The sequence below is a fragment of the Streptomyces sp. NPDC055189 genome (assembly GCF_053606765.1).
Map to the genome: position 1 here is coordinate 120,957 of NZ_JBSGSG010000002.1, position 24,978 is coordinate 145,934.

The following is a 24,978-nucleotide window of genomic DNA, read 5'->3' on the forward strand; positions in this document are numbered from 1 at the left end:
GCCGGCTCCCCGCCGCACTCACTTGAGCCTGCTGGAGGCGAGGATGGACACGAGGTGCAGCAGGGTCTGCAGCAGGGCGATTCCGGCGAGGACCGCGACACCGAGCCGCGAGAAGAACAGGTCGCCCCGCACCTGGTCCACGATCGCGAGGACCAGGATGAGCAGCGACGCCTCGATGCCGAGCACGAGCCGGTGGAACTTCAGGGCGCCGGCGGCCTTGCGGGCCAGCGCCATGCCGGAGGAGCGCGGCTCGGAGGCCGACTCCTTGACCGGCGCGAGGCCCTGCTGGTGCCGGGCGACACCGACGAGGTCGGTCTCCGCCTTGATCAGGATGGCGCCGAGCGCGGCGAGCGTGCCGAGGAAGGCCCACAGCCAGTCGATGCGGCCCGAGCCCCACAGGTCGGCGGCGCGCAGCCCGAAGCCGACCAGGACCGCGGCGTCGCACAGATAGGCGGCGACCCGGTCGAGGTAGACCCCGGCCATCGAGTACTGCTTGCGCCAGCGGGCGATCTCGCCGTCGACGCAGTCGAGCAGGAGATACAGCTGGACCATGATCACGCCGAGCACGGCGCCCGTGATCCCCGGCACCAGAAGCGCCGGGGCGGCCAGGGCGCCGGCCACGGTCATCAGATACGTGAGCTGGTTGGGCGTGATCCTGGTGTTCACCAGGTAGCGGTCGCAGCGCAGCGAGATCTCTCGCATGTACAGGCGTCCCGCCCAGTGCTCACCGCTGCGCCGGTCCTTCACCCCTGCGGGGTGAACGACGGGGCGGAGTTCAGCTACCGATGGCCTTGGCATAGTCGGCGTATGCGTCCTTGATCTGGTCGGAATTCAGATTGAGGTGCTCGAGGATCGTGTAGCGCCCGGGGCGCGTCTGCGGGGCGTACTCCACGACCTGGACGAACTCGTCCACGGTGAAGCCGATCTCCTCCGGCGTCACGGGCAGACCGTGCCTGCGCAGCACCTCCACCATGTACGCGGACTCCTCCTTGGCTCCGCGCAGGAACATCGCGAAGGCCGCGCCCAGGCCGCACTGCTCGCCGTGGCTCGCCGCGCGCTTGGGGAAGAGGAGGTCGAAGGCGTGGTTGATCTCGTGGCAGGCGCCGGACGCCGGGCGGGAGTCGCCCGACACGGACATCGCGATACCGGTGAGGACCAGGCCCTCGGCCAGGACCTGCAGGAAGCCGTCGTCGCCGACACCACCGGGGTGGCGCAGGACCGCTTCGCCGGCCTGGCGCGCCATGGCGGCCGCGAGGCCGTCGATGTCCTCGCCGCGCTCACGCGCCGCGAGCTCCCAGTCCGCGATCGCGGAGATGTTGGACAGGGCGTCACCGATGCCCGAACGCACGAAGCGCACGGGAGCCTCACGGATCACGTCGAGGTCGATGACGACCGCGATGGGGTTCGGGACTCCGTACGAGCCGCGGCCCGCGTCGTTGTCGAGCGTGGCGACCGGCGAGCACAGACCGTCGTGCGACAGGTTCGTCGCGACGGCGACCAGCGGCGCGCCGACCCGCGCTGCGGCGAACTTGGCACAGTCGATGATCTTGCCGCCGCCGAGGCCGACGACCGCGTCGTAGCGGCCCTTCTTGATGGCGTCGGCGAGCTTGATGGCGTCGTCGAGCGTGCCGCCGCCGACCTCGAACCACTCGGCGGTGGGCAGCGACGGTTCGAGCCGCTGGCGCAGGACCGCGCCGGAGCCGCCGCTGATGGCGACGGCGAGCTTGCCGGTTGACGAGCAGATCCGCTGGTCGGCCAGGACCCCGGCCAGGTCGTTGAGCGCCCCCGGCCGGATGTCCACGACGACCGGCGAGGGGATGAGCCTCGTCAGTACTGGCACGCGATCTCCCGGCCCTTGGCGAGGTCCTCGTGGTTGTCGATCTCGACCCACGTGACGTCGCCGATGGGGGCCACGTCGACCTTGAAGCCGCGGTTGACGAGCTCCTGGTAGCCGTCCTCGTAGTAGAGGTCGGGGTCGCGCTCGAAGGTCGTCTTCAGGGCGTCGGCCAGCTGCTCGGCGGCGTCGCCCTCGATGAGCGTGACACCGATGTACTCACCGGTGGCGGTCGCCGGGTCCATCAGCTTGGTGATCTTCTGGACGCCCTTCTCGGGGTCCACGATGACCTTCATCTCCTCGTCGGCGAGGTTCTTCACCGTGTCGAGGGCGAGGATGATCTTCTTGCCTTCGCCGCGGGCGGCGAGCAGCGTCTTCTCGACGGAGACCGGGTGCACGGTGTCGCCGTTGGCGAGGATCACCGTGTGCTTGATCGCGTCACGACCGCACCAGAGGGAGTAGGCGTTGTTCCACTCCTCGGCCTTGTCGTTGTCGATCAGCGTGAGCTTGAGGCCGTACTTCGCCTCGAGCGCCGCCTTGCGGTCGTAGACCGCTTCCTTCTTGTAACCGACGATGATCGCGACCTCGGTCAGACCGATCTCCGCGAAGTTGCCGAGGGTCAGGTCGAGGATGGTGGTGTCACCGTCGACCGGCACCAGGGCCTTGGGAAGCGTGTCGGTGTAGGGGCGAAGACGCCGTCCGGCGCCGGCCGCCAGCACAAGGCCGATCATGCGGGTTCTCCTTCATCGTGTACGGCGGGTGCGCCGCGCTTGTGAGCGGTCACCCAGTAGCGGATGCTCTCGACGAGCACCACAAGTGCCACGACCCCGGCCAGTGCCGTGAGCGCGACGGTGAAATCTGTGCCGGTGAACAGGGCGGCGGCGACAGCGACCACGAGGGTCCTGCCGTCGTGTCCGGCGATCGCCCGCACCAGCCAGTGCGGAGGGGCGCCGGCGTCGCCGCGGATGCGGTACACCGTGTCGTAGTGATGGTAGGCGACGGCGGACACCAGTCCGAAAGCCGCGGGCAGGGCGCCGTTCACGTCCGCCTTGGCGGCGATCAGCAGGATCGTGCCGTACTCGGCCGCGCGGAAGAACGGCGGCACCAGCCAGTCAAGGGGGCCCTTGAGGGGGCGGGCGACGGCGAGACCCGAGGTGACGACGTAGATCACCGCGGCGACGACGACCCACGGGCTGCCGTACGACGTGAAGGCGGCCACACCGGTCACCACCGCGCCGCCCGTGAAGGCGACGACCGGCGCGGGCAGCGGGACGCTCCTGAGCGCCGCGAAGGCGGACGCGAGCGGCCCGGTGTCGGCGAGGTCCGCCAGTGCCTGTGCGGCGCGGTCGGTGCGGGTGGCCCTGCGGGTCAGCGAGCGCAGGACACGGCCCGCCGTGGTGTAGCAGGCGGCGAGGCCGCAGCCGATGAGCAGCACGACCAGGGTGATGCGCGGGGTGGTCACGGCGGTGAGCACGGCGATCAGCGCCCAGCGTTCACCGATCGGGAGCACGATCATCCGGCGCAGCCAGACCGTCCAGCCGACGCTGTCGAGCTTGTCCGAGAGGGCCGCGGTGGGGCTGGTGTTGGCGGTCGCGTCGTGATTCGCCTCGTTGAAGGAGAAGTCCACGACGTGCCGGCAGGTCTGCAGGACCATCGCGCCGAGTGCGAGCGCCCAGACGTCGTCGCCCGTGGCGTTCGCCGCACCAAGCGCCAGGCCCGCGTAGTAGGCGTACTCCTTGGCGCGGTCGAAGGTCGCGTCCAGCCAGGCGCCGAGCGTCGAGTACTGCAGGGAGTAGCGGGCGAGCTGCCCGTCCGTGCAGTCCAGGACGAAGGAGAAGAGCAGAAGGAGGCCGGCCGCGACGAAGCCGGCGCGGGTGCCGGTGGCCGCGGAGCCCGCCGCGATCAGGGCGACCAGCAGCGAGGCGGTGGTGACCTGGTTCGGGGTCAGGCCGCGGCGCGCGCACCAGCGGGCGATGTAGCGCGAGTAGGGGGAGATGCAGTACGTCGTGAAGAAGCCGTCCCGCGACTTGACGGCCGTGCGCAGGCGTACGGCTTCGTCGTCCACGGCGGCGACGGCCTGGCGTGCCTCGTTGCGCGTCTGCGGATCGCTGGGCACGGTGGCGACGAGGGTGCCGAGGTCGGGGCGGTGGAGCGCTCGGCCGCCGGCTTCGATCGCCTCGGCGACGTGATCGGCGATCGCGTCGACAGCGAGAGCCGAGCCGCCGCCGTTGCCGGAGCCGGTGGTGGCGCCGAGGGCGCGCGTCAGGTCGGCCCTGGCCTCGGGCTGTGCGGTGACGGCGCCGGTGACGGCCGATGCCGGGAAGCGCGGGTCCGTGAGGCCGAGGCGCAGGGCATGGACGTGGCCCACGAAGCGCGCGTCGACGACCGCGACCCGCTGTCCGGCCGGGACGGCGGCGAGCAGTGTCTCGGTGTCCGCCGCGTCGGATGCGACCCGGACGTCAAACCCCAGGGACCGCAGATCGCCTTCGAGCGGCGACCCGGGGACCGGCTGACCGGTCAGGATGGCGGTCGACAGACGAACTCACTCCTTGATTGCCGGCGCGGCTCGCGCCGGGCACGTGCTTGACGAGGGGCGCCCCTGGCCGAAAGGGGCCGGGCGGCACGTCGGCAGAGGCTATCGGATGATTGGAAGCAGGCGTTCACCGCCCGTTTACGGCCCGATAAGCGTGGCCTGCGAGGGCTGCCGCCGACTCGATCATCATGGTCGATCGGGGGCGGCACCCACAAACCGCGCTTCGTGCGACCGGCACAAACGACATAAAGTCGACGCCCATGACATGGATGATCACAGGTGGAGCGGGTTATATCGGGGCACATGTGGCGCGGGCGATGGCCGGTGCCGGGGAGCGGGTCGTCGTCCTGGACGACGTATCGGCCGGGGTGCCCGAGCGGCTTCCGGCGGACATCCCGCTCATTAGGGGCTCTTCGCTCGACGGCGACCTGCTGCGGCGGGTCTTCGCCGAGCACGGCGTGACGGGTGTGGTGCACCTCGCGGCCCGCAAGCAGGTCGGCGAGTCCGTGGAGCAGCCGCTGCGCTACTACCGGGAGAACGTGGGCGGCCTGGTGACGCTGCTCGAAGCGGTGGCCGAGGCCGGCATCAAGCGGTTCGTCTTCTCCTCTTCGGCCGCGGTGTACGGCAACCCGCCGGACGTGGACCTGGTGACGGAGTCCACCGACTGTGCCCCGATCAACCCGTACGGCGAGACGAAGCTCGCCGGGGAGTGGCTGGTGCGGGCCGCGGGGCGGGCGCACGGCATCGCGACGGTGTGCCTGCGCTACTTCAACGTGGCGGGCGCCGCGGCTCCCGAGCTCGCGGACACCGGGGTCTACAACGTGATCCCGATGGTCTTCGACCGGCTCACCCGCGACGAGGCGCCACGCATCTTCGGCGACGACCATCCGACGCCGGACGGCACGTGTGTGCGCGACTACATCCACGTCGCCGACCTCGCCGAGGCCCACCTCGCGGCGGCCCGCCGCGTCGAGGCGCACCCCGAGGGGGACCTGACGGTGAACATCGGACGGGGCGAGGGTGTTTCCGTACGCGAACTGATCACCCTCATCGGTGAGGTCTCCGGCGACAGCCGTCCCGCACTCGTCGAGCCGCGTCGCGAGGGTGACGCGCCGCGCGCCGTCGCCGACGCGGGCCTGGCCGCCGATGCGCTGGGCTTCAAGGCGCGGCGCGGAGTACGCGAGATGGTCGAATCCGCGTGGGCGGGTTGGTGCCTCCACCACCCCGAGGCGCGCCGGGGCTAGCCACGTCAACGCTCTGACCTGCGGACATTTCCGCAGGTCAGAGCATATGACAACGGTGTTCAGTGCCGTGTTGCCGGATACCCCCTACCCGTAGTTCACTGTGATCGCGACAGACGCGCGACCGGGGAACAGAAGACCGATACCGAACACACGGAGGCGGCTTCCATGGGGGCAGGGCACGACCACGGACACGCACATCAGGGGGGAACCGCGACGGCGGCGTACCGGGGGCGGCTGCGTATCGCGCTCGGCATCACCGTCACCGTCATGGTGGTCGAGATCGTCGGCGGCATCATGGCGGATTCGCTCGCGCTCATCGCGGACGCGACGCACATGGCGACGGACGCGCTCGGCCTCGGCATGGCGCTGCTCGCGATCCAGTTCGCGAGCCGCCCGGCGACGGAGAACCGCACCTTCGGCTTTGCCCGCGCGGAGATCCTGGCCGCGCTCGCCAACTGTCTGCTGCTGCTCGGCGTCGGCGGTTACGTCCTGTTCGAGGCGATCCAGCGGTTCATCACGCCCGCCGAGACCGAGGGCGGACTGACCATCGTCTTCGGCATCGTCGGCCTGGTGGCGAACATGATCTCGCTCTCGCTCCTGATGCGCGGCCAGCAGGACAGCCTGAACGTACGCGGCGCCTTCCTGGAGGTCATGGCCGACGCGCTCGGCTCCCTGGCCGTGATCGTCGCGGCGGTGCTCATCCTGACGACCGGCTGGCAGGCCGCGGACCCGATCGCCTCGCTCGTCATCGGCCTCATGATCGTCCCGCGTACGGTGAAGCTGCTCAGGGAGACCCTGAACGTGCTCCTGGAGTCCGCGCCGAAGGGCGTCGACATGGCAGAGGTCCGCTCGCACATACTGGATCTGCCGGGCGTCGAGGACGTCCACGACCTGCACGCCTGGACCATCACTTCGGGGATGCCGGTCCTCTCCGCACACGTGGTCGTCAGCACCGAGACGCTGAACGCGATCGGCAACGAAAAGATGCTGCACGAACTGCAGGGCTGCCTGGGCGACCACTTCGACGTCGAGCACTGCACCTTCCAGCTTGAGCCGGTCGGCCACGCGGAGCACGAGGCGAAGCTCTGCCACTGACCGTCCACCCCTGGACCGTCCACCGCTGAGGGTGACTTCCGGTGGTTCCTTGCGAGGAGGGCCGGTCGCGTACGGCAGACTTGAGGCTCGAAGACCGAAGCGAAGGATGGGTATGCCGACCACACCTGCCACCGCGGCGAACAGCTCGTCGAACGGCACCGGAGAAGCGATCTTGCTGGAACTCGTGGACGAGGACGGCAGGACGATCGGCACAGCGGAGAAACTCTCCGCGCATCAGGCGCCCGGGCAGTTGCACCGGGCGTTCTCCGTTTTCCTCTTCGACGAGCAGGGGCGGCTGCTGCTGCAGCAGCGCGCCCTTGGCAAGTACCACTCGCCCGGCGTCTGGTCGAACACCTGCTGCGGCCACCCGTACCCCGGCGAGGCCCCGTTCGCGGCCGCCGCGCGCCGGACGTACGAGGAGCTGGGTGTCTCGCCCTCGCTGCTCGCGGAGGCGGGCACCGTGCGCTACAACCACCCGGACCCGGACTCCGGTCTTGTGGAGCAGGAGTTCAACCATCTCTTCGTGGGGATGGTCCAGTCGCCGCTGCGCCCGGACGCCGACGAGGTCGGCGAGACCGTGTTCGTGACGGCCGGGGAGCTTGCGGAGCGGCATGCCGAGGGGCCGTTCTCCGCGTGGTTCATGACGGTCCTCGACGCGGCGCGGCCCGCGATCCGGGAGCTGACGGGGCCTTCCGCCGGCTGGTGAGTCAACTCCCGGCCGGGGCAGATCCGTCGGGTTTCAGGGGCGGGGCGGCCCGCCGTTGGGTTTCAGGGGCAGAGCGGCCCAGATGACCTTGCCCCCGCTCGCGGTGTGTTCGACGTCGCAGGTCCCGCCCGCCTCCTGCGTGATCTCGCGGACCAGGAGAAGGCCGCGGCCGCCGGTCTGGCCGTGGTCGGCCACCAGGGCGGTCGGGCGGTAGGGATGGTCGTCCTCCACGGAGACCCGCACCCACTCGGCGCCCACCGCCACCTCCACCGCCAGCATGGGCGAGAGCAGGGCCGCGTGCCGCACCGCGTTGGTGACCAGTTCGGAGACGATCAGAAGCAGGCCCTGCACGAGGTCGTCCGACGCGGGCACGCCCTGCCGGGCGAGCAGGTCACGCACCGCGTGCCGCGCCTGGGGCACCGAGGCGTCGACGGCGGCGGCGGTGAACCGCCACACACCCTCGTACGGCACCCTTCCGGTTTCCCGAGGGAGTGGGCCCGGCCCCCTCCCATCGTCGTCCATCGTCCGGTCGCCGCCCTTGCGCTCGATTGTCACCACGCATCGAGTGTTGGGAACGCACTGGTCCGGACCGCATGACTGACCAGAAGTCAGCGACTATCGACGGCATTTGATCACGGACGTCCGACCGCGTCAGCCCTACGACAGTTCCTGTCCCTCCGGCTTCGCTTTCGTGCCTTCTTCGGGTTGTACGGGTTGTCCGGGTTGTCCGAGGCCCTCCGGCCGCTCCGCGACCATGCTCACGATCCGGCGCCCGCCGAGGCCCGCGGCCAGCAGGCCGAGACCGTCGAAGAGCAGCGCGAGCGAGAAGAAGCAGCCGATCACGTACTGACTGCTGCTGGGCCAGTTGGCGAGCACCAGGATGCCGAGGAGCAGCCCGAAGGCGCCCTGCACGAGCGTCCAGCCGAACTGCGGGCCGCGCACCACCAGGCTGCCGACCAGACGGAAGACACCACCGGTCAGGAACAGCAGCGCCGCGAACATCGTCAGCGCCTCCGCCGCCACTTCCGGCCTGCGGATGATCACGACACCGGCCGCGAGATTCAGCGCCGCCACCACGACGCCCAGCCAGAAGAAGTTCGTGCCGCGCGACTGCACCGCGTGCAGCAGCCCGACGAAACCGCCGATCAGGAGCAGCCAGCCGAAGAGGAACATGGAGGTCAGGGTGGCGACGCCCGTGTACACCAGGCCCACGATCCCCGCCAGCGCCAGGATCGCGCCCATCAGGGCGAGCCAGCCGAGGCTGCGGTTGAGCTGCCTGGCGCCCTCGCCCTCCGGCGCGGCATCTTTGGAGGTCTTCGCGGCTTTGGAGGTCTTGGCGGTCTTGGCGGTCTTGAATGGGGCCATCAGCGTCTCCGTCCTGCTTCCCCCGGCTGCGCAGAGTTCTCAGGGCCGCCCCTTCTTGATCGTACGTTCGAGGCGTGCGGATAGCATCCGGCGCATGGAGCCGCAGCTGAGGCACGCCGTCACCCACGGTGTCGCCACCGTCGTCATCGACCATCCGGCCAAGCGCAACGCCATGACGGCGGACATGTGGCGCCAGGTGCCGCCGCTGCTCGCCGGGCTCGCCGCCGACGGGTCCGTACGGGCGGTCGTGCTGACCGGCGAGGGGGCGACCTTCTGCGCGGGGGCCGACATCTCCTCGCTGCGGCAGTCTCCGGCCGAGGCGCAGGAGCTCGCGGTGCGGGCCGAGGAGGCGCTCGCGGCCTTCCCGAAGCCGACCCTCGCCTCGGTGCGCGGCTACTGCGTGGGCGGCGGGAGCCAGCTCGCGGCGGCCTGCGATCTGCGGTTCGCTGACGAAGGCGCCCTCTTCGGGATCACTCCCGCGAAGCTGGGGATCGTCTACCCGTCCTCGTCCACGCGGCGCCTGGTGTCGCTGGTGGGGCCCGCCACCGCCAAGTACCTGCTGTTCTCCGGCGAGTTGATCGACGCCGGGCGTGCGCTGCGCACCGGCCTCGTGGACGAGGTGCTGCCCCCGGGCGAGCTGGACAAGCGCGTCGCGGAGTTCACCAAAATCCTCGCCGCACGCTCGCAGCTGACACAGGCGGCGGCCAAGGAGTTCGCCGCGGGGCGCCTGGACCGGGACGCCCACTGGGGCCGGCAGGCACGCGCGGGCGGCGACACCGCCGAGGGGGTCGCCGCCTTCCTGGAGCGCCGCGAGCCGCGCTTCACGTGGACGCCTCGGGCAGCCCCTCCCGACTGAAGCGGCCGGCCGAGCGGAACTGCTCGACCAGGCGCGCGGGCGCCTTCTGCGGGGACCCCGCGTCGTAGGGCGGCTGAGGGTCGTACTCCGTCAGGAGCTGCACGGCCCGGGCACGCTCGTCGCCCGCGATCCGGCCGATGAGGGTGAGCCCCATGTCGATGCCGGAGGAGACTCCGGCCGCCGTGACGTACTTGCCGTCGAACACGACCCGCTCCCCCGTCGGCTCCACGCCGAACCGTTCGAGCTCCGCGAGCGCGAGCCAGTGCGAGGTGGCGCGGCGGCCCTTGAGCAGCCCGGCGGCGGCGAGCAGGAGGGAGCCGGTGCACACGGACGTGGTCCAGGTGCTGGTGGCGTCGGCGGAGCGCAGCCAGTCCAGGAGCGTCTCGTTCGTCATCTGGTCGCTCTGACCGGGCCCGCCGGGGACGACGAGGACGTCGGGATCCGGCACGTCGGCCAGGGCCCGGTCGGCGACTAGCGCGAGCGAGCCGTTGTCGTTGCGCACGGGTCCGGGGCGCTCCGCCACGAAGACGGTCTCGACGCCGGGCATGCGGCTGAGGGTCTCGTACGGGCCGACCGCGTCCAGGGCGGTGAAGCGGTCGAACAGGACGATGGCGATCTGCATGAGGTGCCTATCCGTTGAGGGCGGGTGCCGGCCGGGGTGTGCGAGGGGTGAGAGGGGCGAGAGGGGCGTGGAAGCGCCGCCGGTACTCGGCGGGAGCCGCGCCGAGGATCTTGACGAAGGCGCGGCGCATCGCCTCAGGAGTGCCGTAGCCACAGGCGCGCGAGACCTCCTCGACCCCGTCGGAGGTGTCCTCCAGGAGGCGCCTCGCGTGCTCGACGCGCACGCGCTCGACGTACTTGCCCGGCGTCATCCCGGTCTCCGTCTGGAACGCGCGGGCGAAGTGCCGGGGTGAGAGCCGGGCACGGGCGGCGAGCGACTCGACACAGAGGTCGCCGTCCGGGTGTTCGGTGATCCACTGCTGGACCTCGCGCAGGGGCTCGCGCCTGGCGGTCTGCGCGGCGAGCTGGGCGCTGAACTGCGCCTGGTTACCGGGCCGCCGCAGGAACACGACCAGATGGCGCGCGACGGTCAGCGCCTCGTCCCGGCTCAGATCCTCCTCCACGAGGGCCAGGGCCAGGTCGATGCCCGCGGTCACACCCGCGGACGTCGAGACGTGGCCGTCGCGGACGAAGATCGGATCGGGGTCGACCTCGACGGCGGGATGCTCACGGGCGAGCTTGCCGCAGAACGCCCAGTGCGTCGTCGCCCGGCGGCCGTCCAGGAGGCCGGCTTCGGCGAGCAGGATGGCGCCGGTGCAGACCGAGACCAGGCGCTGGGCGCGAGGGGCGTTCTCCCGGAGCCAGGCGATCAGGCACGGGTCGGCTTCGCGGGTGCCGAGGCCGCCGGGGGCCAGGAGGGTGTGCGGCGCGGGGGCGTCGGCGAGGGAGGAGTCCGGTACGAGCGTGAGGCCGCTGGAGGTGCGGACCGGAGCACCGTCCAGGGACGCGGTGTGGATGCGGTAGGCGGACTTCTCACCGCCGCGGCAGGCGGCGGCGCCCGCGAAGACCTCCACGGGCCCGGTGACGTCGGGACTCTGCACCCCGTCGAAGAGGACGACCAGAACGGTTCGCTGCTCCATGCCCTGATTCTTGGCCCCGCACCCGATGGCCGCAATGACGGGTGCCCCACTTTTCCTGCCATCGGCGGGTGCGGCGCCGGAGCGGCCCGCCGACGCGGGCGCAGTGGTTCGTCCGCGGGCGCCCCGGGCTTCACCTCATACCAACCAGTCGGTAACGTGCCTTCATGACTTCTCTCTCGCCCCCCACTCCGGCCGCGGCACTGCACCCTCGCGCGGGACGTCGATGTCACAACGTGCTCAATTCGCTGCACTCGACGCACTACTTCTCGCCCGACACGGGCCGCGAGCTGACCAAAATCGGGATATCCCACCCCAAGGCCGTCAATTTCGCCGTGCGCACGGCGGCGATGGGACCGGTCGGCGCGGGAGTGGTCACGGCGGCGTTCTACAACTACAAGCACGAGGCCGTCGCCCGGCACGTCCCCGGTATCTGGCGCCTCGCCTCCCCCGAGGACGTCCTCGCGGCACGCGCGCGTGCCGTCGACTCGACGCTGCGGCGCCTCCTGGGCGAGGAAGCCCTCGCGTCCCCGGAGATGGCGGAGGCGGCAGAGCTCGCGCTGCGCGCCGCCGAGGCCTGCTCCCGTTCCGCACGCCCCCTGTACTCCGCCCACGCCGACCTGCCCGTCCCGGAGCAGCCGCACCTCGCGCTCTGGCACGCCGCGACCCTGCTGCGCGAGCACCGGGGCGACGGCCACCTCACGGTGCTCCAGCACGCCGAACTCGACGGCCTCGAAGCCCTGGTGAGCCACACGGCGACCGGCAAGGGCATGCGGCCGAAGTGGAACTTCTCCACGCGCGGCTGGAACCAGGAGGAATGGGACGCCGCCGTGCAGCGGCTGCACGCCCGCGGACTGCACGACGGCGTGGCCGAGTTGACCGAGGCGGGCATCGAGCTGCGCAAGGACGTCGAGGAAGCCACGGACCGCCTCGACCGTGCGCCCTACGAGCACCTGGGCGCGGCGGACGTCGAGCGTCTGACGGAGCTGGGGACGGTCTTCGCGGGCGCAGCCCTGCAGGCCGGGGCGTTCCCGGCGGACCTGCTCGGCAAGGAGTAGGCAGGACCACGGCGCGGCCGGGGCATGACCGGCGCCGTCCGAGGTACCCGTCGTCTCCGGTCCCGCACACCTTCGTGCCGGACCGGGCGACGAAAGGGGAAAACCCGTGTTCCGTGCGATCGCGGATGTCCTGCGCACGATCGGCACGGCACTCGGCCTCCTGGTGACCTGGCCGTTCCGTGCCCTGGCCCGCCTCTTCGGCAAAGGGTCACGCTCCGGAGGCCGGACGGGAGCCCGGTCGGCGCGGGCACGCCGGGTCTGATCCCCCCGCTGTCGGTGCCACCTGCCACAATTGCCCGGCAACCCCAGTGAGAAGGCGGGAAACGTGGCACCTCTGCAGACGTCCACTCCAGCATCGATCGAAGGCAGGATCGCCGAAGAACTCGGCGTACGGGAGCGGCAGGTGAAGGCGGCCGTCGACCTGCTCGACGGCGGCTCGACGGTGCCCTTCATCGCTCGCTACCGCAAGGAAGCGACCGAGATGCTCGACGACGCGCAGCTGCGCACGCTCGAGGAGCGCCTGCGCTATCTGCGGGAGCTGGAGGAGCGGCGCGCGTCGATCCTCGAATCGGTGCGCGAGCAGGGCAAGCTCACCGACGAGCTGGAAGCGCAGATCCGCGCGGCGGACACCAAGGCGCGCCTCGAGGACATCTACCTGCCGTTCAAGCCGAAGCGCCGCACGAAGGCGCAGATCGCCCGCGAGGCGGGTCTTGAGCCGCTGGCCGACGGGCTGCTCGGCGACCCGTCGGTGGAGCCCCTCGCCGCGGCCACGGCCTTCGTCGACGCCGACAAGGGCGTCGCCGAACCGCAGGCCGCCCTGGACGGCGCCCGCGCGATCCTCGCCGAGCGGTTCTCCGAGGACGCCGACCTGATCGGCGAGCTGCGCGAGCGCATGTGGGTGCGCGGCCGTCTCGCCGCCAAGGTCCGCGACGGCAAGGAGGAGGCCGGCGCCAAGTTCGCCGACTACTTCGACTTCGCCGAGCCCTTCAAGGAGCTGCCCTCGCACCGCATCCTCGCGATGCTGCGCGGCGAGAAGGAGGACGTCCTCGACCTCGTCCTCGAACCGGAGGAGGCCACGGAGGGCCCTTCCTCGTACGAGGGGATGGTCGCCCACCGCTTCGGCGTCCAGGACCGCGGGCGTCCGGCGGACAAGTGGCTGCAGGACACGGTGCGCTGGTCCTGGCGGACCCGCATCCTGGTGCACCTGGGGATCGACCTGCGCCTGCGCCTTCGTACGGCCGCCGAGGACGAGGCCGTGCGGGTCTTCGCGTCGAACCTGCGCGACCTGCTGCTCGCCGCACCGGCGGGCACGCGCGCGACACTGGGCCTCGACCCCGGTTTCCGTACGGGCGTGAAGGTCGCCGTGGTCGACGCGACCGGCAAGGTCGTGGCCACCGACGTCATCAACCCGCACGTCCCGGCGAACAAGTGGGACCAGTCGCTTGCCACGCTCGCGAAGCTGGCCAAGGAGCACGCGGTCGACCTGATCGCGATCGGCAACGGCACGGCGTCGCGCGAGACGGACAAGCTCGCCGGTGAACTGATCACCAAGCACCCGGAGTTGAACCTCACCAAGGTGATGGTCTCCGAGGCGGGCGCCTCGGTGTACTCCGCGTCGGCGTTCGCCTCGCAGGAACTGCCCGACATGGACGTGTCGCTGCGCGGCGCCGTGTCCATCGCCCGCCGCCTCCAGGACCCGCTCGCCGAGCTGGTGAAGATCGACCCGAAGTCCATCGGCGTCGGCCAGTACCAGCACGACCTCTCCGAGGTGAAGCTGTCCCGCTCGCTGGACGCGGTCGTCGAGGACTGTGTGAACGGCGTCGGCGTGGACGTCAACACGGCGTCCGCCCCGCTGCTCTCCCGGGTCTCCGGCATCGGCGCGGGCCTCGCCGAGAACATCGTGTCGCACCGCGACACGAACGGCCCCTTCTCCTCCCGCAAGGGCCTCAAGGACGTGGCACGGCTGGGCCCCAAGGCGTACGAACAGTGCGCGGGCTTCCTGCGCATCCGCGGCGGCGACGACCCGCTCGACGCCTCCGCCGTGCACCCCGAGGCGTATCCGGTGGTGCGCAAGATGGCGAAGAAGACGGGCGGCGAGGTCGCCTCGCTCGTCGGTGACACGGCGACGCTGCGCTCGCTGCGGGCGGACGAGTTCGTGGACGAGTCCTTCGGTCTGCCGACCGTGACCGACATCCTCAAGGAGCTGGAGAAGCCGGGGCGCGACCCGCGTCCGGCCTTCAAGACGGCGACCTTCAAGGACGGCGTCGAGAAGATCTCCGACCTCGCGGGCGGGATGGTCCTGGAGGGCGTCGTCACGAACGTCGCGGCCTTCGGCGCCTTCGTGGACATCGGCGTCCACCAGGACGGGCTCGTGCATGTCTCCGCGATGTCCAAGACGTTCGTCAAGGACCCGCGCGACGTGGTGAAGCCGGGCGACATCGTCAAGGTGAAGGTGATGGACGTCGACATCCCGCGCAAGCGGATCTCGCTGACGCTGCGCCTGGACGACGAGGCGAGCCCTGCGGGCGGCGAGCAGCAGCCCAAGCGGGGTGGACGCCCCCCGCAGCAGCGCCAGCAGGGCGGCGGCCAGCGCCCCCAGCGGCAGGGCGGCGGCCAGGGAAAGCGGCAGCAAGGGCCGCCGCCGGCCAATGACGCGATGGCGGATGCTCTGCGGCGGGCCGGACTCCTGGACCCCAAGCGGCGCTGAATTCCGCGGGTGAGCGGGTGGTTGCCCCGGCCTGGCGGCCGGGGCTTTCCCGCTCAACCACCCGATCGCCCCGAACCATCAAGGCGCGGGAAGCTCCAGCACCTTGCCGTCAGTCACTTCCAGACGCCTCGTCACCCGCACCGCGTCCAGCATCCTGCGGTCGTGCGTCACCAGGAGCAGCGTGCCCTCGTACGCGTCGAGGGCCGACTCCAACTGTTCGATCGCCGGCAGGTCGAGGTGGTTCGTCGGCTCGTCGAGGACCAGGAGGTTGACGCCCCGGCCCTGGAGCAGCGCGAGGCCCGCGCGGGTGCGTTCGCCCGGCGAGAGCGTGACCGCCGGGCGCAGCACGTGGGCCGCCTTCAGGCCGAACTTGGCGAGCAGCGTGCGCACTTCGGCCGGTTCGGTGTCCGGCACGGCCGCGCAGAACGCGTCCAGGAGCGACTCCGGGCCGTGGAAGAGCGCGCGGGCCTGGTCCACCTCGCCGACGAGCACCCCCGAGCCGAGGGCCGCGTGTCCCGCGTCCGTGGGGATGCGGGTCAGCAGGGTGCCGAGCAGGGTCGACTTGCCCGAGCCGTTCGCACCGGTGATCGCCACCCGGTCCGCCCAGTCGAGCTGCAGCGTCACGGGGCCGAGGGTGAAGTCGCCGCGGTGCACCTCGGCGTCGCGCAGGGTGGCGACGACGCTGCCGGAGCGCGGCGCCGACGCGATCTCCATGCGCAGCTCCCACTCCTTGCGGGGCTCATCGACGACGTCGAGCCGCTCGATCATGCGCTGCGTCTGGCGGGCCTTCGCGGCCTGCTTCTCGCTGGACTCGCTGCGGAAGTTCTTGCCGATCTTGTCGTTGTCGCCCGCCTTGCGCCGGGCGTTCTTGACGCCCTTGTCCATCCAGCCGCGCTGCATCTGGGCGCGGCCCTCCAGGGCGGACTTCTTGTCGGCGTACTCCTCGAACTCGTCGCGGGCGTGGCGGCGCGCGACGTCGCGCTCCTCCAGATACGCCTCGTAGCCACCTCCGTAGAGGTTGATCTGCTGCTGGGCGAGGTCGAGTTCGAGGACCTTGGTGACGGTGCGGGTGAGGAACTCGCGGTCGTGGCTGACGACGACCGTGCCGGCGCGCAGTCCCCGTACGAAGCTCTCCAGGCGTTCAAGGCCCGCCAGGTCGAGGTCGTTGGTCGGCTCGTCCAGGAGGAACACGTCGTAGCGGGAGAGGAGCAGCGAGGCGAGACCCGCGCGGGCGGCCTGGCCACCGGAGAGGGAGGTCATCGGCTGGTCGAGGCTGATGTCGAGGCCCAGGGATGCCGCGACCTCGTCGGCCCGCTCGTCCAGGTCGGCGCCGCCGAGCGCCAGCCAGCGCTCCAGGCTCAGGGCGTACGCGTCGTCCGCGCCCGGTGTGCCGTCGACCAGGCCCTGCGTCGCCTCGTCCATGGTCCGCTGGGCTTCCTCGACGCCGGTGCGCCGGGCCAGGAAGCTGCGGACGGACTCGCCCGGGCGGCGTTCGGGCTCCTGCGGGAGGTGGCCCACGGCGGCGGTCGGCGGCGAGAGGCGCAGTTCGCCGCTCTCCGGGGTGTCCAGGCCCGCGAGGAGGCGGAGCAGGGTCGACTTGCCGGCGCCGTTGGCGCCGACCAGGCCGATGACGTCGCCGGGGGCGACGACCAGCTCCAGGGCGGAGAACAGGGAGCGGTCGCCGTGGCCGGCGGCGAGATTCTTGGCGACGAGGGTTGCGGTCATCAGGGGACCGAGTTTAGGCGAGGCCGCGGCCCGCTCTTCCGGCAGCACGCGTGCGTGGTGCTGCCGCACGGGTACGTGGTGCCGTAGAGCCCTCGACTACCTCACTATCGGTGTCACCAGGACACTGTCCGTCGTCCGTGCCACCACGAACGACTCCCCCTTCGTCGCCTTCGCGTCCAGCGTGATGCGGTGCTCCCCCGGCTCCAGGACGCCGTCGAAGACCTGGTGGACCTGGGTGCGGGAGAGCCGGTCGAGGCGGTACGCGATGAGCTGGACCCGGCAGGTCGAGGTGATCTCGACGTCCGCCGTGCCGTCGACCGCCCCGAGCCGCATCAGGCGGCGCTGCTCCAGCGGGCTGGGGTCCAGGGCGTCCTCGATCTGCGCGACCAGGAGCGGGATGACCGGGGCCATGCCGTCGACGTACGCGACCTGGATATCCGCTCCGTCGAATGCCGCGCGCACCCCTTCGCGCGTCGCCGCCGGCACGGCACGCCCGAAGACCACCGCGCCGTACGTCCGCAGCTCGTCCGGCGGCACACCGGCCGCGTCCGCCGCGATCTCGGCGCCGATGCCGATCGTGCGCAGCGCCGCCGCGAGCTTGGCAAGGACGGCGACGCGGGCGCCGATCAGCAGCACCCTGCGCCGCGCCGTCGGTTCGCCGGTCAGCAACTGCCCCAGGGCCTCGCGGTATTCGGCGCCCTCGAAGCGGAAGGGCCCTATGCCGTGGTAGCCGTTGAGTTCCAGATCGGCCCGCTCGGCCGTCTGCCAGGCGAAGTCCCGCCATACGTAGGTGTCGGTGCCGTCCGCCGCCCGCTCGATGACCGCCGTGACCGCCCCGCACTCCAGGCCCTCGCACTCGGGACAGCCGTAGATGACGTGCCGGTCGTCGCTCAGGGGCGCCTCCGCCTCCAGGAGGAGTCCGCGTACATGGTGGGTGAAGATCGCGGGTGGTACGTCGGAGGCCAGCGGGGAGACGGCGTCGAGGTCGGAGAGGTGGAAAAGCAGCGGGCGCCCGTTCACGATGAAGTCGAGGAAATCCCGGTGGACTTGATATTCACCGTTGGCGAGAACTCCACCGGCGCGCATGGCCGGTGCCAGACCGAAGGTCGCGTACTCGGCAGACATGCTGTGAGTATCCCCATCCGCGGGCTGATGTGAGCACGGCATGAGTCATTCCGCTACGTTCCGGTGGCGGACGGGACAAATGACAGCGATGCGATGACGGCCGGGCGCCCCAATTCCCCGTATTTTGAGCGGGGTTGACATGGTGCGTGGCTCGGACGGGCGTACGCACGGTCGATGGCGTACGCAGCGGTCTCCGGCTGGACGATACGCGCAGGAGGCGGCGCGCCTCGCGGACGAGGCGGCCGCCTCCTGTAAGCGGAGTGGACTCAGACCTTCGTGGCTCCGGTGTCCTCCTCGTCGCCGTTCTCGCTCGGACCGATGCGGAGCTCGAAGTCACCGTCGTACTGCTCGTGGCCCGCGATCACGGCCTTCTCGACGGCCTCCGTGCCGTGCTCGCCCCGGACGATCAGCGGGTCGTGGCGCAGGTCCCGCATGAGCGCCACACACATGCCGATCATCACAAGCACGAACGGCGCGGCGACAAGGATCGTCAGGTTCTGCAGGCCCTGGAGGGCATTGCCCGACCCGTCGCCGATGAGCAGCATGATCGCCGCCACGGCTCCGGTCACGACACCCCAGAACACGACCACCAGCTTGCCGGGTTCGAGGGCGCCCTTCTGGGACAGCGTGCCCATGACGATCGACGCCGCGTCGGCGCCCGAGACGAAGAAGATGCCCACGAGGATCATCACGAGCAGGCTCGTCACGGTGGCGATCGGGTACTCGTGCAGCAGGCCGAAGAGCTGACCCTCGGCGGTCGACTCGTCGGCGAGACCGCCGCTCTCCGCCACCTTCATCGCGCTGGAGCCGAAGACGGCGAACCAGATCAGGCTGACGGTGCTGGGCACCAGGATGACGCCGCCGACGAACTGCCGGATCGTGCGTCCCCGGCTGATCCGGGCGATGAACATGCCCACGAAGGGCGTCCAGGAGATCCACCAGGCCCAGTAGAAGACCGTCCAGCTGCCCAGCCAGTCCGAGACGCCCTTGCCGCTCGACGCCTCGGTGCGCCCGATGAGCTGGGGAAGATCACCGATGTAGGAGCCGATGGACGTCGGCAGCATGTCGAGGACGATGACGGTCGGGCCCGCGATGAAGACGAACACCACGAGCAGCAGCGCGAGCACCATGTTGATGTTGGACAGCCACTGCACGCCCTTCTCCACACCGGAGATGGCGGAGGCCACGAACGCCACGGTCAGGACGGCGATGATGGCCACGAGCAGGCTGGTGGGGACGTCGCTGCTCCAGTCGAGCACCTCGAAGCCACTGCCGATCTGCAGCGCGCCGAGGCCCAGGGAGGCCGCCGAGCCGAACAGCGTCGCGAAGATCGCGATGATGTCGATGACCCTGCCCCAGGCGCCGTTCGCGTGCTTCTCGCCGATGAGGGGCGTGAAGACGGCGCTGATGGTCTGCCTGCGCTTGCGCCGGAAGGTGCTGTACGCGATGGCCAGACCCACGACCGCGTAGATCGCCCACGGGTGGAGCGTCCAGTGGAAGAGGGTGGTGGACATCGCCGTTTCCATCTTCGCCGCCGAGTCGGCGGGATCGGTGCCCGGCGGGGGCGTGGTGAAGTGGGCGAGCGGCTCGCTGACGCCGTAGAACATCAGGCCGATGCCCATACCGGCGCTGAACATCATCGCGACCCAGGAGACGGTGCGGAACTCCGGGTCCTCACCCTCCTCACCCAGGGTGATCTTTCCGTACCGGCTGATGGCGAGCCAGAGCGCGAAGACCACGAACCCGCTCGCCGCCAGCATGAAGGCCCAGCCACCGTTGTGGATGAGGCCGTTGAGCATCTTCGTGGAGGCGCTCTCGAGCGAGTCCGTGGCGACGGCGCCCCAGACCACGAAGGCGAGGGTGAGCACCGCCGTCACACCGAAGACGATGCGGTCGGTCTGGGGATGGCTGCCGCCGTGGGCGGCATGCATCAGATGCCCGTCCCCTCCCCCGTCGTCCGCTTTCTGTTGGTCTTGCGTCACAAGTACACCTCTCACGGTTTCGCATTCGTACAAACTCTGTGGTCCGCTACCCAGTACCACATGTGACGCACCTATCAACCACTCAACAGTTGGTGTCGGGTGAACCTGTGACGATGTGGTAGGCGGCACGCTCGTCGAGAAGCAGCGGCACGAGCGCCCGGGCGGACTGCCGCATCGGCACGTAGGCGCCTGCTCCGTCCCGTCTGACCTTGACTCCGTGCAGGGCGAGTTCGTCCCTGACGTCGCCGTACTGGGCGGCGTTCAGCCAGTAGCCGCAGGGCGGGTCCTGGATCACTTCGGACGGCTCGGCGGGGTCGTTGTCCGCGCCGCCGACATAGACGGGCCCGCGGTCGCGGAAGCCTTCGGCGCGGGCCGCGGCGGTGGCCTCCTCCAACTGGCCGCGCCGCTCGTCGGCGTAGGCGAACAGGCCGCCCAGCGCGGCGAGTTGGGACTTTACGCGACGCCGGTTGTTCAGTGCCTCGTCCTTCTTCTCGGCGTCCGTGAGCGGATCGACGCGGCTCTCGATGAGCAGGCCCGCGGCGTGCTTGATGCCGGAGACGTTGCGCAGGATGCGTTCCTGGCCGTCGCCCGCCGTCTGTTTGACGGGATCGCCGGTGACGGGGTCGGTCCAGATTCCGTACGTCCCCGTCGTGTGGCCCGCCTTGTTGGCGGCGGGCCTGACGTACGCCTCGGAGAGGGTCTGTGCCTCCTCGTGCACCGCCTCGTCGGTGTTGAGGTTGCGCGGCCACAGGTCGAACAGGTCTTTGTCGTAGTACTTCGGGGTCGCTCCGTACTCGTGCAGGTCGTAGATGGAGTCGGGCTGCCGGTCGCGGATGACGGCGGCCATGGCGCGGGCCTCCGCTGTCTTCAGCGAGATGTGGTCGCGGTTGATGTCCACGCCGTCGGAGTTGCCGCGGGTGTCGGCGGCGCGGCCGTCCGGGTTGGCGGTGGGGACGACGAGAAGCGTGGTGCGGGAGAGGAACGTGCGGGTCTTCTTGTCCTTCGCGTACGCCAGGTCGCGGATCGTCGACAGACACGCGTCGCGGCCCGACGGCTCGTCGCCGTGCTGGCTGCAGATCAGCAACACCGTGTTCTTCGTGGGGCGTTCGCCGATGCGGACCAGTTGGACGGGCCGGTTCTGCTTGGTGGTGCCGATGCGGGAGACGGAGACCCGGTCGGTCGCCTTGTCGATGGTTGCCAGGAGCTTCTGCTCCTCGGGCTGGCTGGTCCAGCGCGCTCCGTCGGTCTCCTCGAATCCGGTGCGCGGCGGGGTCGGCGTCGCCTGTGCGGGCGCGGTCACCAGGGGTGCGGCGAGCGCCGCGGTGGCGCAGGCGAGCGCCAGGGTGCGGATGCGGGGCGTGAGGCCGGTGCGGGGTCTCATGAGGTGCTGCCTCCCGGTACGGGGCGGAACGGACGCGGCGGGGCCACGCCGTCGAGACGGGATTCGCGGGGGTTGGCGGTCCCGGAGGAGGTACGGAACGCGTCGGCGCCGCCGACCAGCGGGACGCTCGCCGAGGTGCGGGCCAGGTCGATGGCGAGGGTCGGTGTGTCGGCGGGGGGATCGATGAGGTCCTTGTCGGTGCCCGCGACGATCAGCGCGAGCCGGTGGCCCTTGGGGACGACGTGGTCGCTCGCGGCCAGGTCGAGGGTGATGGTGTACTTCTTGCCCGGCGTGAGGGGGCGGCCCTTGTGGTCGTCGGCCCAGTTGCCGAGGTCGGCCCAGCCGCGGCTGAAGACCGTGTAGTCCACGTCGGCGGTCTTGGCCGCGGTCTCCTTGAAGCAGGAGCTGTCGCCGCCGGTGCTCGCGCCCCAGCAGGTGCGCTCGGGGAGGGTGGTGATGCCCTCGCCCGCGCCCGCGTAGTCACGGATGGTGTCGGGGCCGAGGTCGACGAGGACCGCGGAGAGGTGGGCGGTGCGGGTGGTGGGGGTCGCGGTGACGGTCACCTCGGAGGAGCCCGACAGACGCAGGTCGCGTCCCAGGGGTCTGCTGATGAACCCGGCCTTCGACGGGGTCGAGGTGTCGATCTGCGCGGCCCAGTCGGTCTCGCTCAGCTTCGGGTCGTCGGTGAAGGTCTCGCTGCCGGTGCCGGGCTTCGTGCCGAGGGTGCCGACGCCGGGGGACGTGCCCTTGCCGGGGCGCAGCTTCACCGTGTCCGTGGCTCGCGGGGGCCAGACGCGGTCGGTGGACCACTGGCCGGGGGCGCGCTCGATGTCGGCCATCGGCTCGCGGTCGATGCCGTTGTCGTAGCCGAGGAGCTCGTGGTCGAACCAGCGGTGCAGGGTGCGCACCCAGTCACCGCGGCGGAAGTCGAAGGGGTCGACGTGGCCGGTCTGGCTGAGCCACACCTTGCGGTCGACGCCGGCGTCGGCGAGTGCGTCCCACCACTGGCCGAAGTGCTTCATGCGGACGTTCAGGTCCTGCCCGCCGTGCACGGCGAAGACGCTGGCCTTCACCTTGTCGGCGTCCGGCGTGTAGTCGCGCTCGCTCCACAGCCGCGTCCAGTCGCCGGTGCGCGGCGCTTCGTCGACAAGTCGCTTCTGTACGGCGGCGCAGCGGGCGCGCGCCTCGGGGCTCTCCACGTAGTCCGAGAGCCATTCGGGGCCGCTGTCGTAGAGCGGGGCGCCCTTGGCGAAGTAGTAGTCGTACCAGGAGGAGATCGCGCCGATCGGGACGATCGTCTTCAGGCCCTTGACGCCGGTGGCGGCCACGCCGTTGGCGATCGTGCCGTCGTAGCTCTTGCCGATCATTCCGGTCGCGCCGGTCGTCCAGGACGCCTTGGCGCTCTTGCCCCCGGTGCGGGTGGTGTAGCCGTGGGCACGGCCGTTCAGCCAGTCGACGACGGCCTTGGCGGACTGGATGTCGGAGCGGCCCCCGACGTCCACGCAGCCGTCGGAGCGGTTCGTTCCTGCGAGGTCGACGGCGACGAATCCATAGCCGCGGGGCACGAAGTAGTTGTCGTAGTAGAGCGGGAACTGGACAGGGTTGCCGTCCGCGTCGTACGTCTTCTTCTGGCTCTCGTTGCCGCGCCCGCAGCAGGAGTAGTACGGGCTGGCATCCATGATCACGGGTATCTTCCGGCCCTGTTGGGCCGGTTCGCGGGGCCGGACGATGTCGACGGCGACACGGTCGGACTTCCCGTCGCCGTCTCCGTCGATCTTCGTGTCGACCCAGACGGATTCGCGGATCGCGCTCTCGTACGAGTAGACGGGCTTGCTCTCGCGCGGGGCACCCGGCGCCCCTCGGGCGGCTCCCGGGGCCGCCACGAGTGTGGCAAGGAGGGCGGCCAGGGCCGCCGTCAGCAGTGATCTCCAGAACAAGCGCGTGCGGCGCGCACGTATCGGCATGGCGCGGAAGGTACACGGGTCAACTCCCGTGCGACAGAGGGCGGTACGCGCCGGTGACAGGCTCATGGGGCGTTTTGGCACATGTCGGCCGAATGGCGATCGTGTGACAGTAGCGACCATGGACATGACGCGTGGCCGCGGGGCTCAATAAGGTCGGATCCAGCTTCGGTCCCATCTGCCGGAGTCCCCCTACGACTTGTACGACTTGGAGCTCTTGTGCACCGCAGACTCATCGCCCCTGGCGCGCTCGCGGCCTCTCTCCTGCTGGCGATCCCGGCATCGGCCGCCGACTTCACGCCCGGGGCACCGGGTATCGGCGATCCCTATTACCCGGCGAGCGGCAACGGCGGCTACGACGTCTCGCACTACGACCTGCGACTGAAGTACCAGCCGAAGACCGACCTGCTCGAAGGCACGGCGACCATCAACGCCACGACGACGCAGGACCTCTCCCGCTTCAACCTCGACCTCGGCCTGAAGGTCAGCGAGGTGCGCGTCAACGGCAAGAAGGCGGCCTTCAAGAAGTCCGGCGAGCAGGAGCTGGAGATCACTCCGGTGGCCGGCCTGCCCAAGGGCACGCCCATCACCGTCGTCGTGCGGTACGCGGGCAAGCCGTCCGAGGTGAAGATCAACGGCTTCACCGCGTGGGCGCGTACGCCGGACGGCGGGGTGGCGGCGCAGGAGCCGGAGTCGGCCGCCTGGTGGTACCCGTCCAACGACCACCCGCTCGACAAGGCGACCTACGACGTCTCGGTCTCCGTGCCCGACGGCTCGCAGGCCATCTCCAACGGCGTGCTGCAGTCGCAGAGTTCGAAGCTGGGCTGGACGCGCTTCAACTGGCGCTCGAACAAGCCGCAGGCCAGCTATCTGACGACGCTCGCCGTCGGCAAGTTCGACATCACGACGGACAAGACGGCGGACGGTCTGCCCGTCCTGAACGCCTACAGCAAGGACCTCGGCGACAACGCGGGGGCCGCGCGGGCGAGCATCGAGCGGTCGGCCGAGGTGGCGGAGTGGCTGGAGACGGTCTTCGGCAAGTACCCCTTCAACGCCCTGGGCGGCTACGTCCCGAACGTGACCAGCGGCTTCGCCCTGGAGACGCAGACGCGGCCGTTCTACAGCCCGAAGCAGTTCGCGAACGGGGCGAACGTGTCCGTCGTGGTCCATGAGCTGGCCCACCAGTGGTACGGCGACAGCGTGTCCGTCGACGGCTGGAAGGACATCTGGATCAACGAGGGCTTCGCGCGGTACAGCCAGTGGCTGTGGTCGGAGAAGGAGGGCGAGGGGACGGCGCAGGAGCTGGCGGACTACGTGTACGCCCAGCACCCCGCCGACGACCCCTTCTGGAAGGTCAAGCCGGGCGACCCCGGCCCGGACAACCAGTTCGACATCGCCGTGTACGACCGCGGGGCGCTGGCCCTGCAGGCGCTGCGCAACGAGATCGGCGAGAAGTCCTTCTCGGCGATCCTCAAGGGGTGGCCGAAGCAGCACGCGTACGGGAACGCGAAGGTGAGTGACTTCGTGAAGTACGCGGAGAAGGTCTCCGGCAAGCCGCTGGCTTCACTGTTCGACGCGTGGCTGTTCCAGCCGTCCCGGCCGGACGCGCCCGCCGCGAAGAGTGCGGGGATCGCTCGCTCCTCTGCGGCTTCGGCTCCGGCCGCGCCGAAGTCGTGGAAGTCGATCGCCGCGACGAACGGCGTGCACGACCACGGCCACTGATAGCGGTGATACCGGCCCGTCGCTTCGCGGCGGATGTCTCCCGCCCG

General features: G+C 70.5%; 21 protein-coding genes. 8 read left to right on the plus strand and 13 right to left on the minus strand.

The window, feature by feature from the left end:
* Positions 1 to 18: 18 nt before the first annotated feature.
* The 4 genes from ACWFR3_RS02335 to ACWFR3_RS02350 are packed head-to-tail and all read right to left on the minus strand — an operon-like array spanning position 19 to position 4,370.
* Positions 19 to 798: a CDP-alcohol phosphatidyltransferase family protein gene (locus ACWFR3_RS02335; RefSeq protein ID WP_453732623.1), complete on the minus strand. Its 780-nt coding sequence runs from the start codon at positions 796 to 798 to the stop codon at positions 19 to 21.
* Complete coding sequence (locus ACWFR3_RS02340) at positions 776 to 1,840, minus strand: iron-containing alcohol dehydrogenase family protein (protein WP_453732624.1); 1,065 nt, start codon at positions 1,838 to 1,840, stop codon at positions 776 to 778. The genes ACWFR3_RS02335 and ACWFR3_RS02340 overlap by 23 nt, the downstream gene beginning before the upstream one ends.
* Positions 1,828 to 2,565: a phosphocholine cytidylyltransferase family protein gene (locus tag ACWFR3_RS02345; RefSeq protein ID WP_453732625.1), complete on the minus strand. Its 738-nt coding sequence runs from the start codon at positions 2,563 to 2,565 to the stop codon at positions 1,828 to 1,830. Before ACWFR3_RS02345 ends, ACWFR3_RS02340 begins: the two co-directional genes overlap by 13 nt.
* Positions 2,562 to 4,370, minus strand: coding sequence for a DUF5941 domain-containing protein (locus ACWFR3_RS02350; protein WP_453732797.1), 1,809 nt, complete (start codon positions 4,368 to 4,370; stop codon positions 2,562 to 2,564). The genes ACWFR3_RS02345 and ACWFR3_RS02350 overlap by 4 nt, the downstream gene beginning before the upstream one ends.
* A 257-nt stretch (positions 4,371 to 4,627) precedes the next feature.
* Between ACWFR3_RS02350 and galE the strand changes: the two genes are divergently transcribed.
* The 3 genes from galE (at position 4,628) to idi (ending at position 7,412) form a co-directional block, all read left to right on the plus strand.
* The gene (gene galE, locus ACWFR3_RS02355) at positions 4,628 to 5,611 is read left to right on the plus strand and encodes a UDP-glucose 4-epimerase GalE (RefSeq protein WP_453732626.1); all 984 of its coding nucleotides are present in this window, start codon (positions 4,628 to 4,630) and stop codon (positions 5,609 to 5,611) included.
* Positions 5,612 to 5,776: 165 nt separating this feature from the next.
* Positions 5,777 to 6,706, plus strand: a complete 930-nt coding sequence (locus tag ACWFR3_RS02360; RefSeq protein WP_453732627.1) for a cation diffusion facilitator family transporter — start codon at positions 5,777 to 5,779, stop codon at positions 6,704 to 6,706.
* 112 nt (positions 6,707 to 6,818) lie between these two features.
* Positions 6,819 to 7,412, plus strand: a complete 594-nt coding sequence (gene idi / locus ACWFR3_RS02365) for an isopentenyl-diphosphate Delta-isomerase (protein WP_453732628.1) — start codon at positions 6,819 to 6,821, stop codon at positions 7,410 to 7,412.
* Between the two features lie 33 nt (positions 7,413 to 7,445).
* Here the strand turns inward: idi and ACWFR3_RS02370 are convergent, their stop codons facing one another.
* Together ACWFR3_RS02370 and ACWFR3_RS02375 are read right to left on the minus strand one after the other, a co-directional pair.
* Positions 7,446 to 7,934 carry an ATP-binding protein gene (locus ACWFR3_RS02370; protein WP_453732798.1) on the minus strand — a complete coding sequence of 163 codons (489 nt, stop codon included), beginning with the start codon at positions 7,932 to 7,934 and terminating at the stop codon, positions 7,446 to 7,448.
* Positions 7,935 to 8,069: 135 nt separating this feature from the next.
* Positions 8,070 to 8,654, minus strand: a complete 585-nt coding sequence (locus ACWFR3_RS02375; RefSeq protein WP_453732799.1) for an HdeD family acid-resistance protein — start codon at positions 8,652 to 8,654, stop codon at positions 8,070 to 8,072.
* Positions 8,655 to 8,871: 217 nt separating this feature from the next.
* On the opposite strand from ACWFR3_RS02375, the gene ACWFR3_RS02380 reads away from it, so the two are divergent.
* The gene (locus ACWFR3_RS02380) at positions 8,872 to 9,633 is read left to right on the plus strand and encodes an enoyl-CoA hydratase/isomerase family protein (protein WP_453732629.1); all 762 of its coding nucleotides are present in this window, start codon (positions 8,872 to 8,874) and stop codon (positions 9,631 to 9,633) included.
* On the opposite strand, the gene ACWFR3_RS02385 is transcribed toward ACWFR3_RS02380, so the two are convergent.
* On the minus strand, positions 9,599 to 10,255 hold the full coding sequence (locus ACWFR3_RS02385) for a DJ-1/PfpI family protein (RefSeq protein WP_453732630.1): 657 nt from the start codon (positions 10,253 to 10,255) through the stop codon (positions 9,599 to 9,601). The genes ACWFR3_RS02380 and ACWFR3_RS02385 overlap by 35 nt on opposite strands.
* Before the next feature lie 7 nt (positions 10,256 to 10,262).
* Positions 10,263 to 11,273 carry a GlxA family transcriptional regulator gene (locus ACWFR3_RS02390; RefSeq protein WP_453732631.1) on the minus strand — a complete coding sequence of 337 codons (1,011 nt, stop codon included), beginning with the start codon at positions 11,271 to 11,273 and terminating at the stop codon, positions 10,263 to 10,265.
* 164 nt (positions 11,274 to 11,437) lie between these two features.
* On the opposite strand from ACWFR3_RS02390, the gene ACWFR3_RS02395 reads away from it, so the two are divergent.
* The 3 genes from ACWFR3_RS02395 to ACWFR3_RS02405 all read left to right on the plus strand — a co-directional run bounded on the left by ACWFR3_RS02395 (position 11,438) and on the right by ACWFR3_RS02405 (position 15,035).
* Positions 11,438 to 12,328 carry an SCO6745 family protein gene (locus ACWFR3_RS02395; protein WP_453732632.1) on the plus strand — a complete coding sequence of 297 codons (891 nt, stop codon included), beginning with the start codon at positions 11,438 to 11,440 and terminating at the stop codon, positions 12,326 to 12,328.
* 106 nt (positions 12,329 to 12,434) lie between these two features.
* On the plus strand, positions 12,435 to 12,590 hold the full coding sequence (locus ACWFR3_RS02400; protein ID WP_453732633.1) for an LPFR motif small protein: 156 nt from the start codon (positions 12,435 to 12,437) through the stop codon (positions 12,588 to 12,590).
* Positions 12,591 to 12,653: 63 nt separating this feature from the next.
* On the plus strand, positions 12,654 to 15,035 hold the full coding sequence (locus tag ACWFR3_RS02405) for a Tex family protein (protein WP_453732634.1): 2,382 nt from the start codon (positions 12,654 to 12,656) through the stop codon (positions 15,033 to 15,035).
* Between the two features lie 78 nt (positions 15,036 to 15,113).
* Here the strand turns inward: ACWFR3_RS02405 and ACWFR3_RS02410 are convergent, their stop codons facing one another.
* The 5 genes from ACWFR3_RS02410 to ACWFR3_RS02430 all read right to left on the minus strand — a co-directional run bounded on the left by ACWFR3_RS02410 (position 15,114) and on the right by ACWFR3_RS02430 (position 23,212).
* Positions 15,114 to 16,760: an ABC-F family ATP-binding cassette domain-containing protein gene (locus ACWFR3_RS02410; protein WP_453732635.1), complete on the minus strand. Its 1,647-nt coding sequence runs from the start codon at positions 16,758 to 16,760 to the stop codon at positions 15,114 to 15,116.
* A 96-nt stretch (positions 16,761 to 16,856) separates the two neighbouring features.
* The gene (locus tag ACWFR3_RS02415; RefSeq protein ID WP_453732636.1) at positions 16,857 to 17,885 is read right to left on the minus strand and encodes an oxidoreductase; all 1,029 of its coding nucleotides are present in this window, start codon (positions 17,883 to 17,885) and stop codon (positions 16,857 to 16,859) included.
* 266 nt (positions 17,886 to 18,151) lie between these two features.
* Positions 18,152 to 19,816: a BCCT family transporter gene (locus ACWFR3_RS02420; RefSeq protein ID WP_453732800.1), complete on the minus strand. Its 1,665-nt coding sequence runs from the start codon at positions 19,814 to 19,816 to the stop codon at positions 18,152 to 18,154.
* Between the two features lie 133 nt (positions 19,817 to 19,949).
* Positions 19,950 to 21,248, minus strand: coding sequence for a M14 family metallopeptidase (locus ACWFR3_RS02425; RefSeq protein ID WP_453732637.1), 1,299 nt, complete (start codon positions 21,246 to 21,248; stop codon positions 19,950 to 19,952).
* Entirely contained in the window at positions 21,245 to 23,212 is a 1,968-nt protein-coding gene (locus ACWFR3_RS02430; protein WP_453732638.1) for a Xaa-Pro dipeptidyl-peptidase, read from the minus strand. Before ACWFR3_RS02430 ends, ACWFR3_RS02425 begins: the two co-directional genes overlap by 4 nt.
* Positions 23,213 to 23,428: 216 nt before the next feature.
* Between ACWFR3_RS02430 and ACWFR3_RS02435 the strand changes: the two genes are divergently transcribed.
* The gene (locus tag ACWFR3_RS02435; RefSeq protein ID WP_453732639.1) at positions 23,429 to 24,931 is read left to right on the plus strand and encodes a M1 family metallopeptidase; all 1,503 of its coding nucleotides are present in this window, start codon (positions 23,429 to 23,431) and stop codon (positions 24,929 to 24,931) included.
* Positions 24,932 to 24,978 lie beyond the last annotated feature (47 nt).

What these genes read in the sequence shown, in the direction of transcription:
- ACWFR3_RS02335 (WP_453732623.1), bottom strand. Translation starts at nt 798, where the DNA reads ATGCCAAGGCCATCGGTAGCTGAACTCCGCCCCGTCGTTCACCCCGCA.
- ACWFR3_RS02345 (WP_453732625.1), bottom strand. Translation starts at nt 2,565, where the DNA reads ATGATCGGCCTTGTGCTGGCGGCCGGCGCCGGACGGCGTCTTCGCCCC.
- galE (WP_453732626.1), top strand. Translation starts at nt 4,628, where the DNA reads ATGACATGGATGATCACAGGTGGAGCGGGTTATATCGGGGCACATGTG.
- ACWFR3_RS02360 (WP_453732627.1), top strand. Translation starts at nt 5,777, where the DNA reads ATGGGGGCAGGGCACGACCACGGACACGCACATCAGGGGGGAACCGCG.
- idi (WP_453732628.1), top strand. Translation starts at nt 6,819, where the DNA reads ATGCCGACCACACCTGCCACCGCGGCGAACAGCTCGTCGAACGGCACC.
- ACWFR3_RS02370 (WP_453732798.1), bottom strand. Translation starts at nt 7,934, where the DNA reads ATGGACGACGATGGGAGGGGGCCGGGCCCACTCCCTCGGGAAACCGGA.
- ACWFR3_RS02375 (WP_453732799.1), bottom strand. Translation starts at nt 8,654, where the DNA reads ATGGGCGCGATCCTGGCGCTGGCGGGGATCGTGGGCCTGGTGTACACG.
- ACWFR3_RS02380 (WP_453732629.1), top strand. Translation starts at nt 8,872, where the DNA reads ATGGAGCCGCAGCTGAGGCACGCCGTCACCCACGGTGTCGCCACCGTC.
- ACWFR3_RS02385 (WP_453732630.1), bottom strand. Translation starts at nt 10,255, where the DNA reads ATGCAGATCGCCATCGTCCTGTTCGACCGCTTCACCGCCCTGGACGCG.
- ACWFR3_RS02390 (WP_453732631.1), bottom strand. Translation starts at nt 11,273, where the DNA reads ATGGAGCAGCGAACCGTTCTGGTCGTCCTCTTCGACGGGGTGCAGAGT.
- ACWFR3_RS02395 (WP_453732632.1), top strand. Translation starts at nt 11,438, where the DNA reads ATGACTTCTCTCTCGCCCCCCACTCCGGCCGCGGCACTGCACCCTCGC.
- ACWFR3_RS02410 (WP_453732635.1), bottom strand. Translation starts at nt 16,760, where the DNA reads ATGACCGCAACCCTCGTCGCCAAGAATCTCGCCGCCGGCCACGGCGAC.
- ACWFR3_RS02415 (WP_453732636.1), bottom strand. Translation starts at nt 17,885, where the DNA reads ATGTCTGCCGAGTACGCGACCTTCGGTCTGGCACCGGCCATGCGCGCC.
- ACWFR3_RS02420 (WP_453732800.1), bottom strand. Translation starts at nt 19,816, where the DNA reads ATGCATGCCGCCCACGGCGGCAGCCATCCCCAGACCGACCGCATCGTC.
- ACWFR3_RS02425 (WP_453732637.1), bottom strand. Translation starts at nt 21,248, where the DNA reads ATGAGACCCCGCACCGGCCTCACGCCCCGCATCCGCACCCTGGCGCTC.
- ACWFR3_RS02430 (WP_453732638.1), bottom strand. Translation starts at nt 23,212, where the DNA reads ATGCCGATACGTGCGCGCCGCACGCGCTTGTTCTGGAGATCACTGCTG.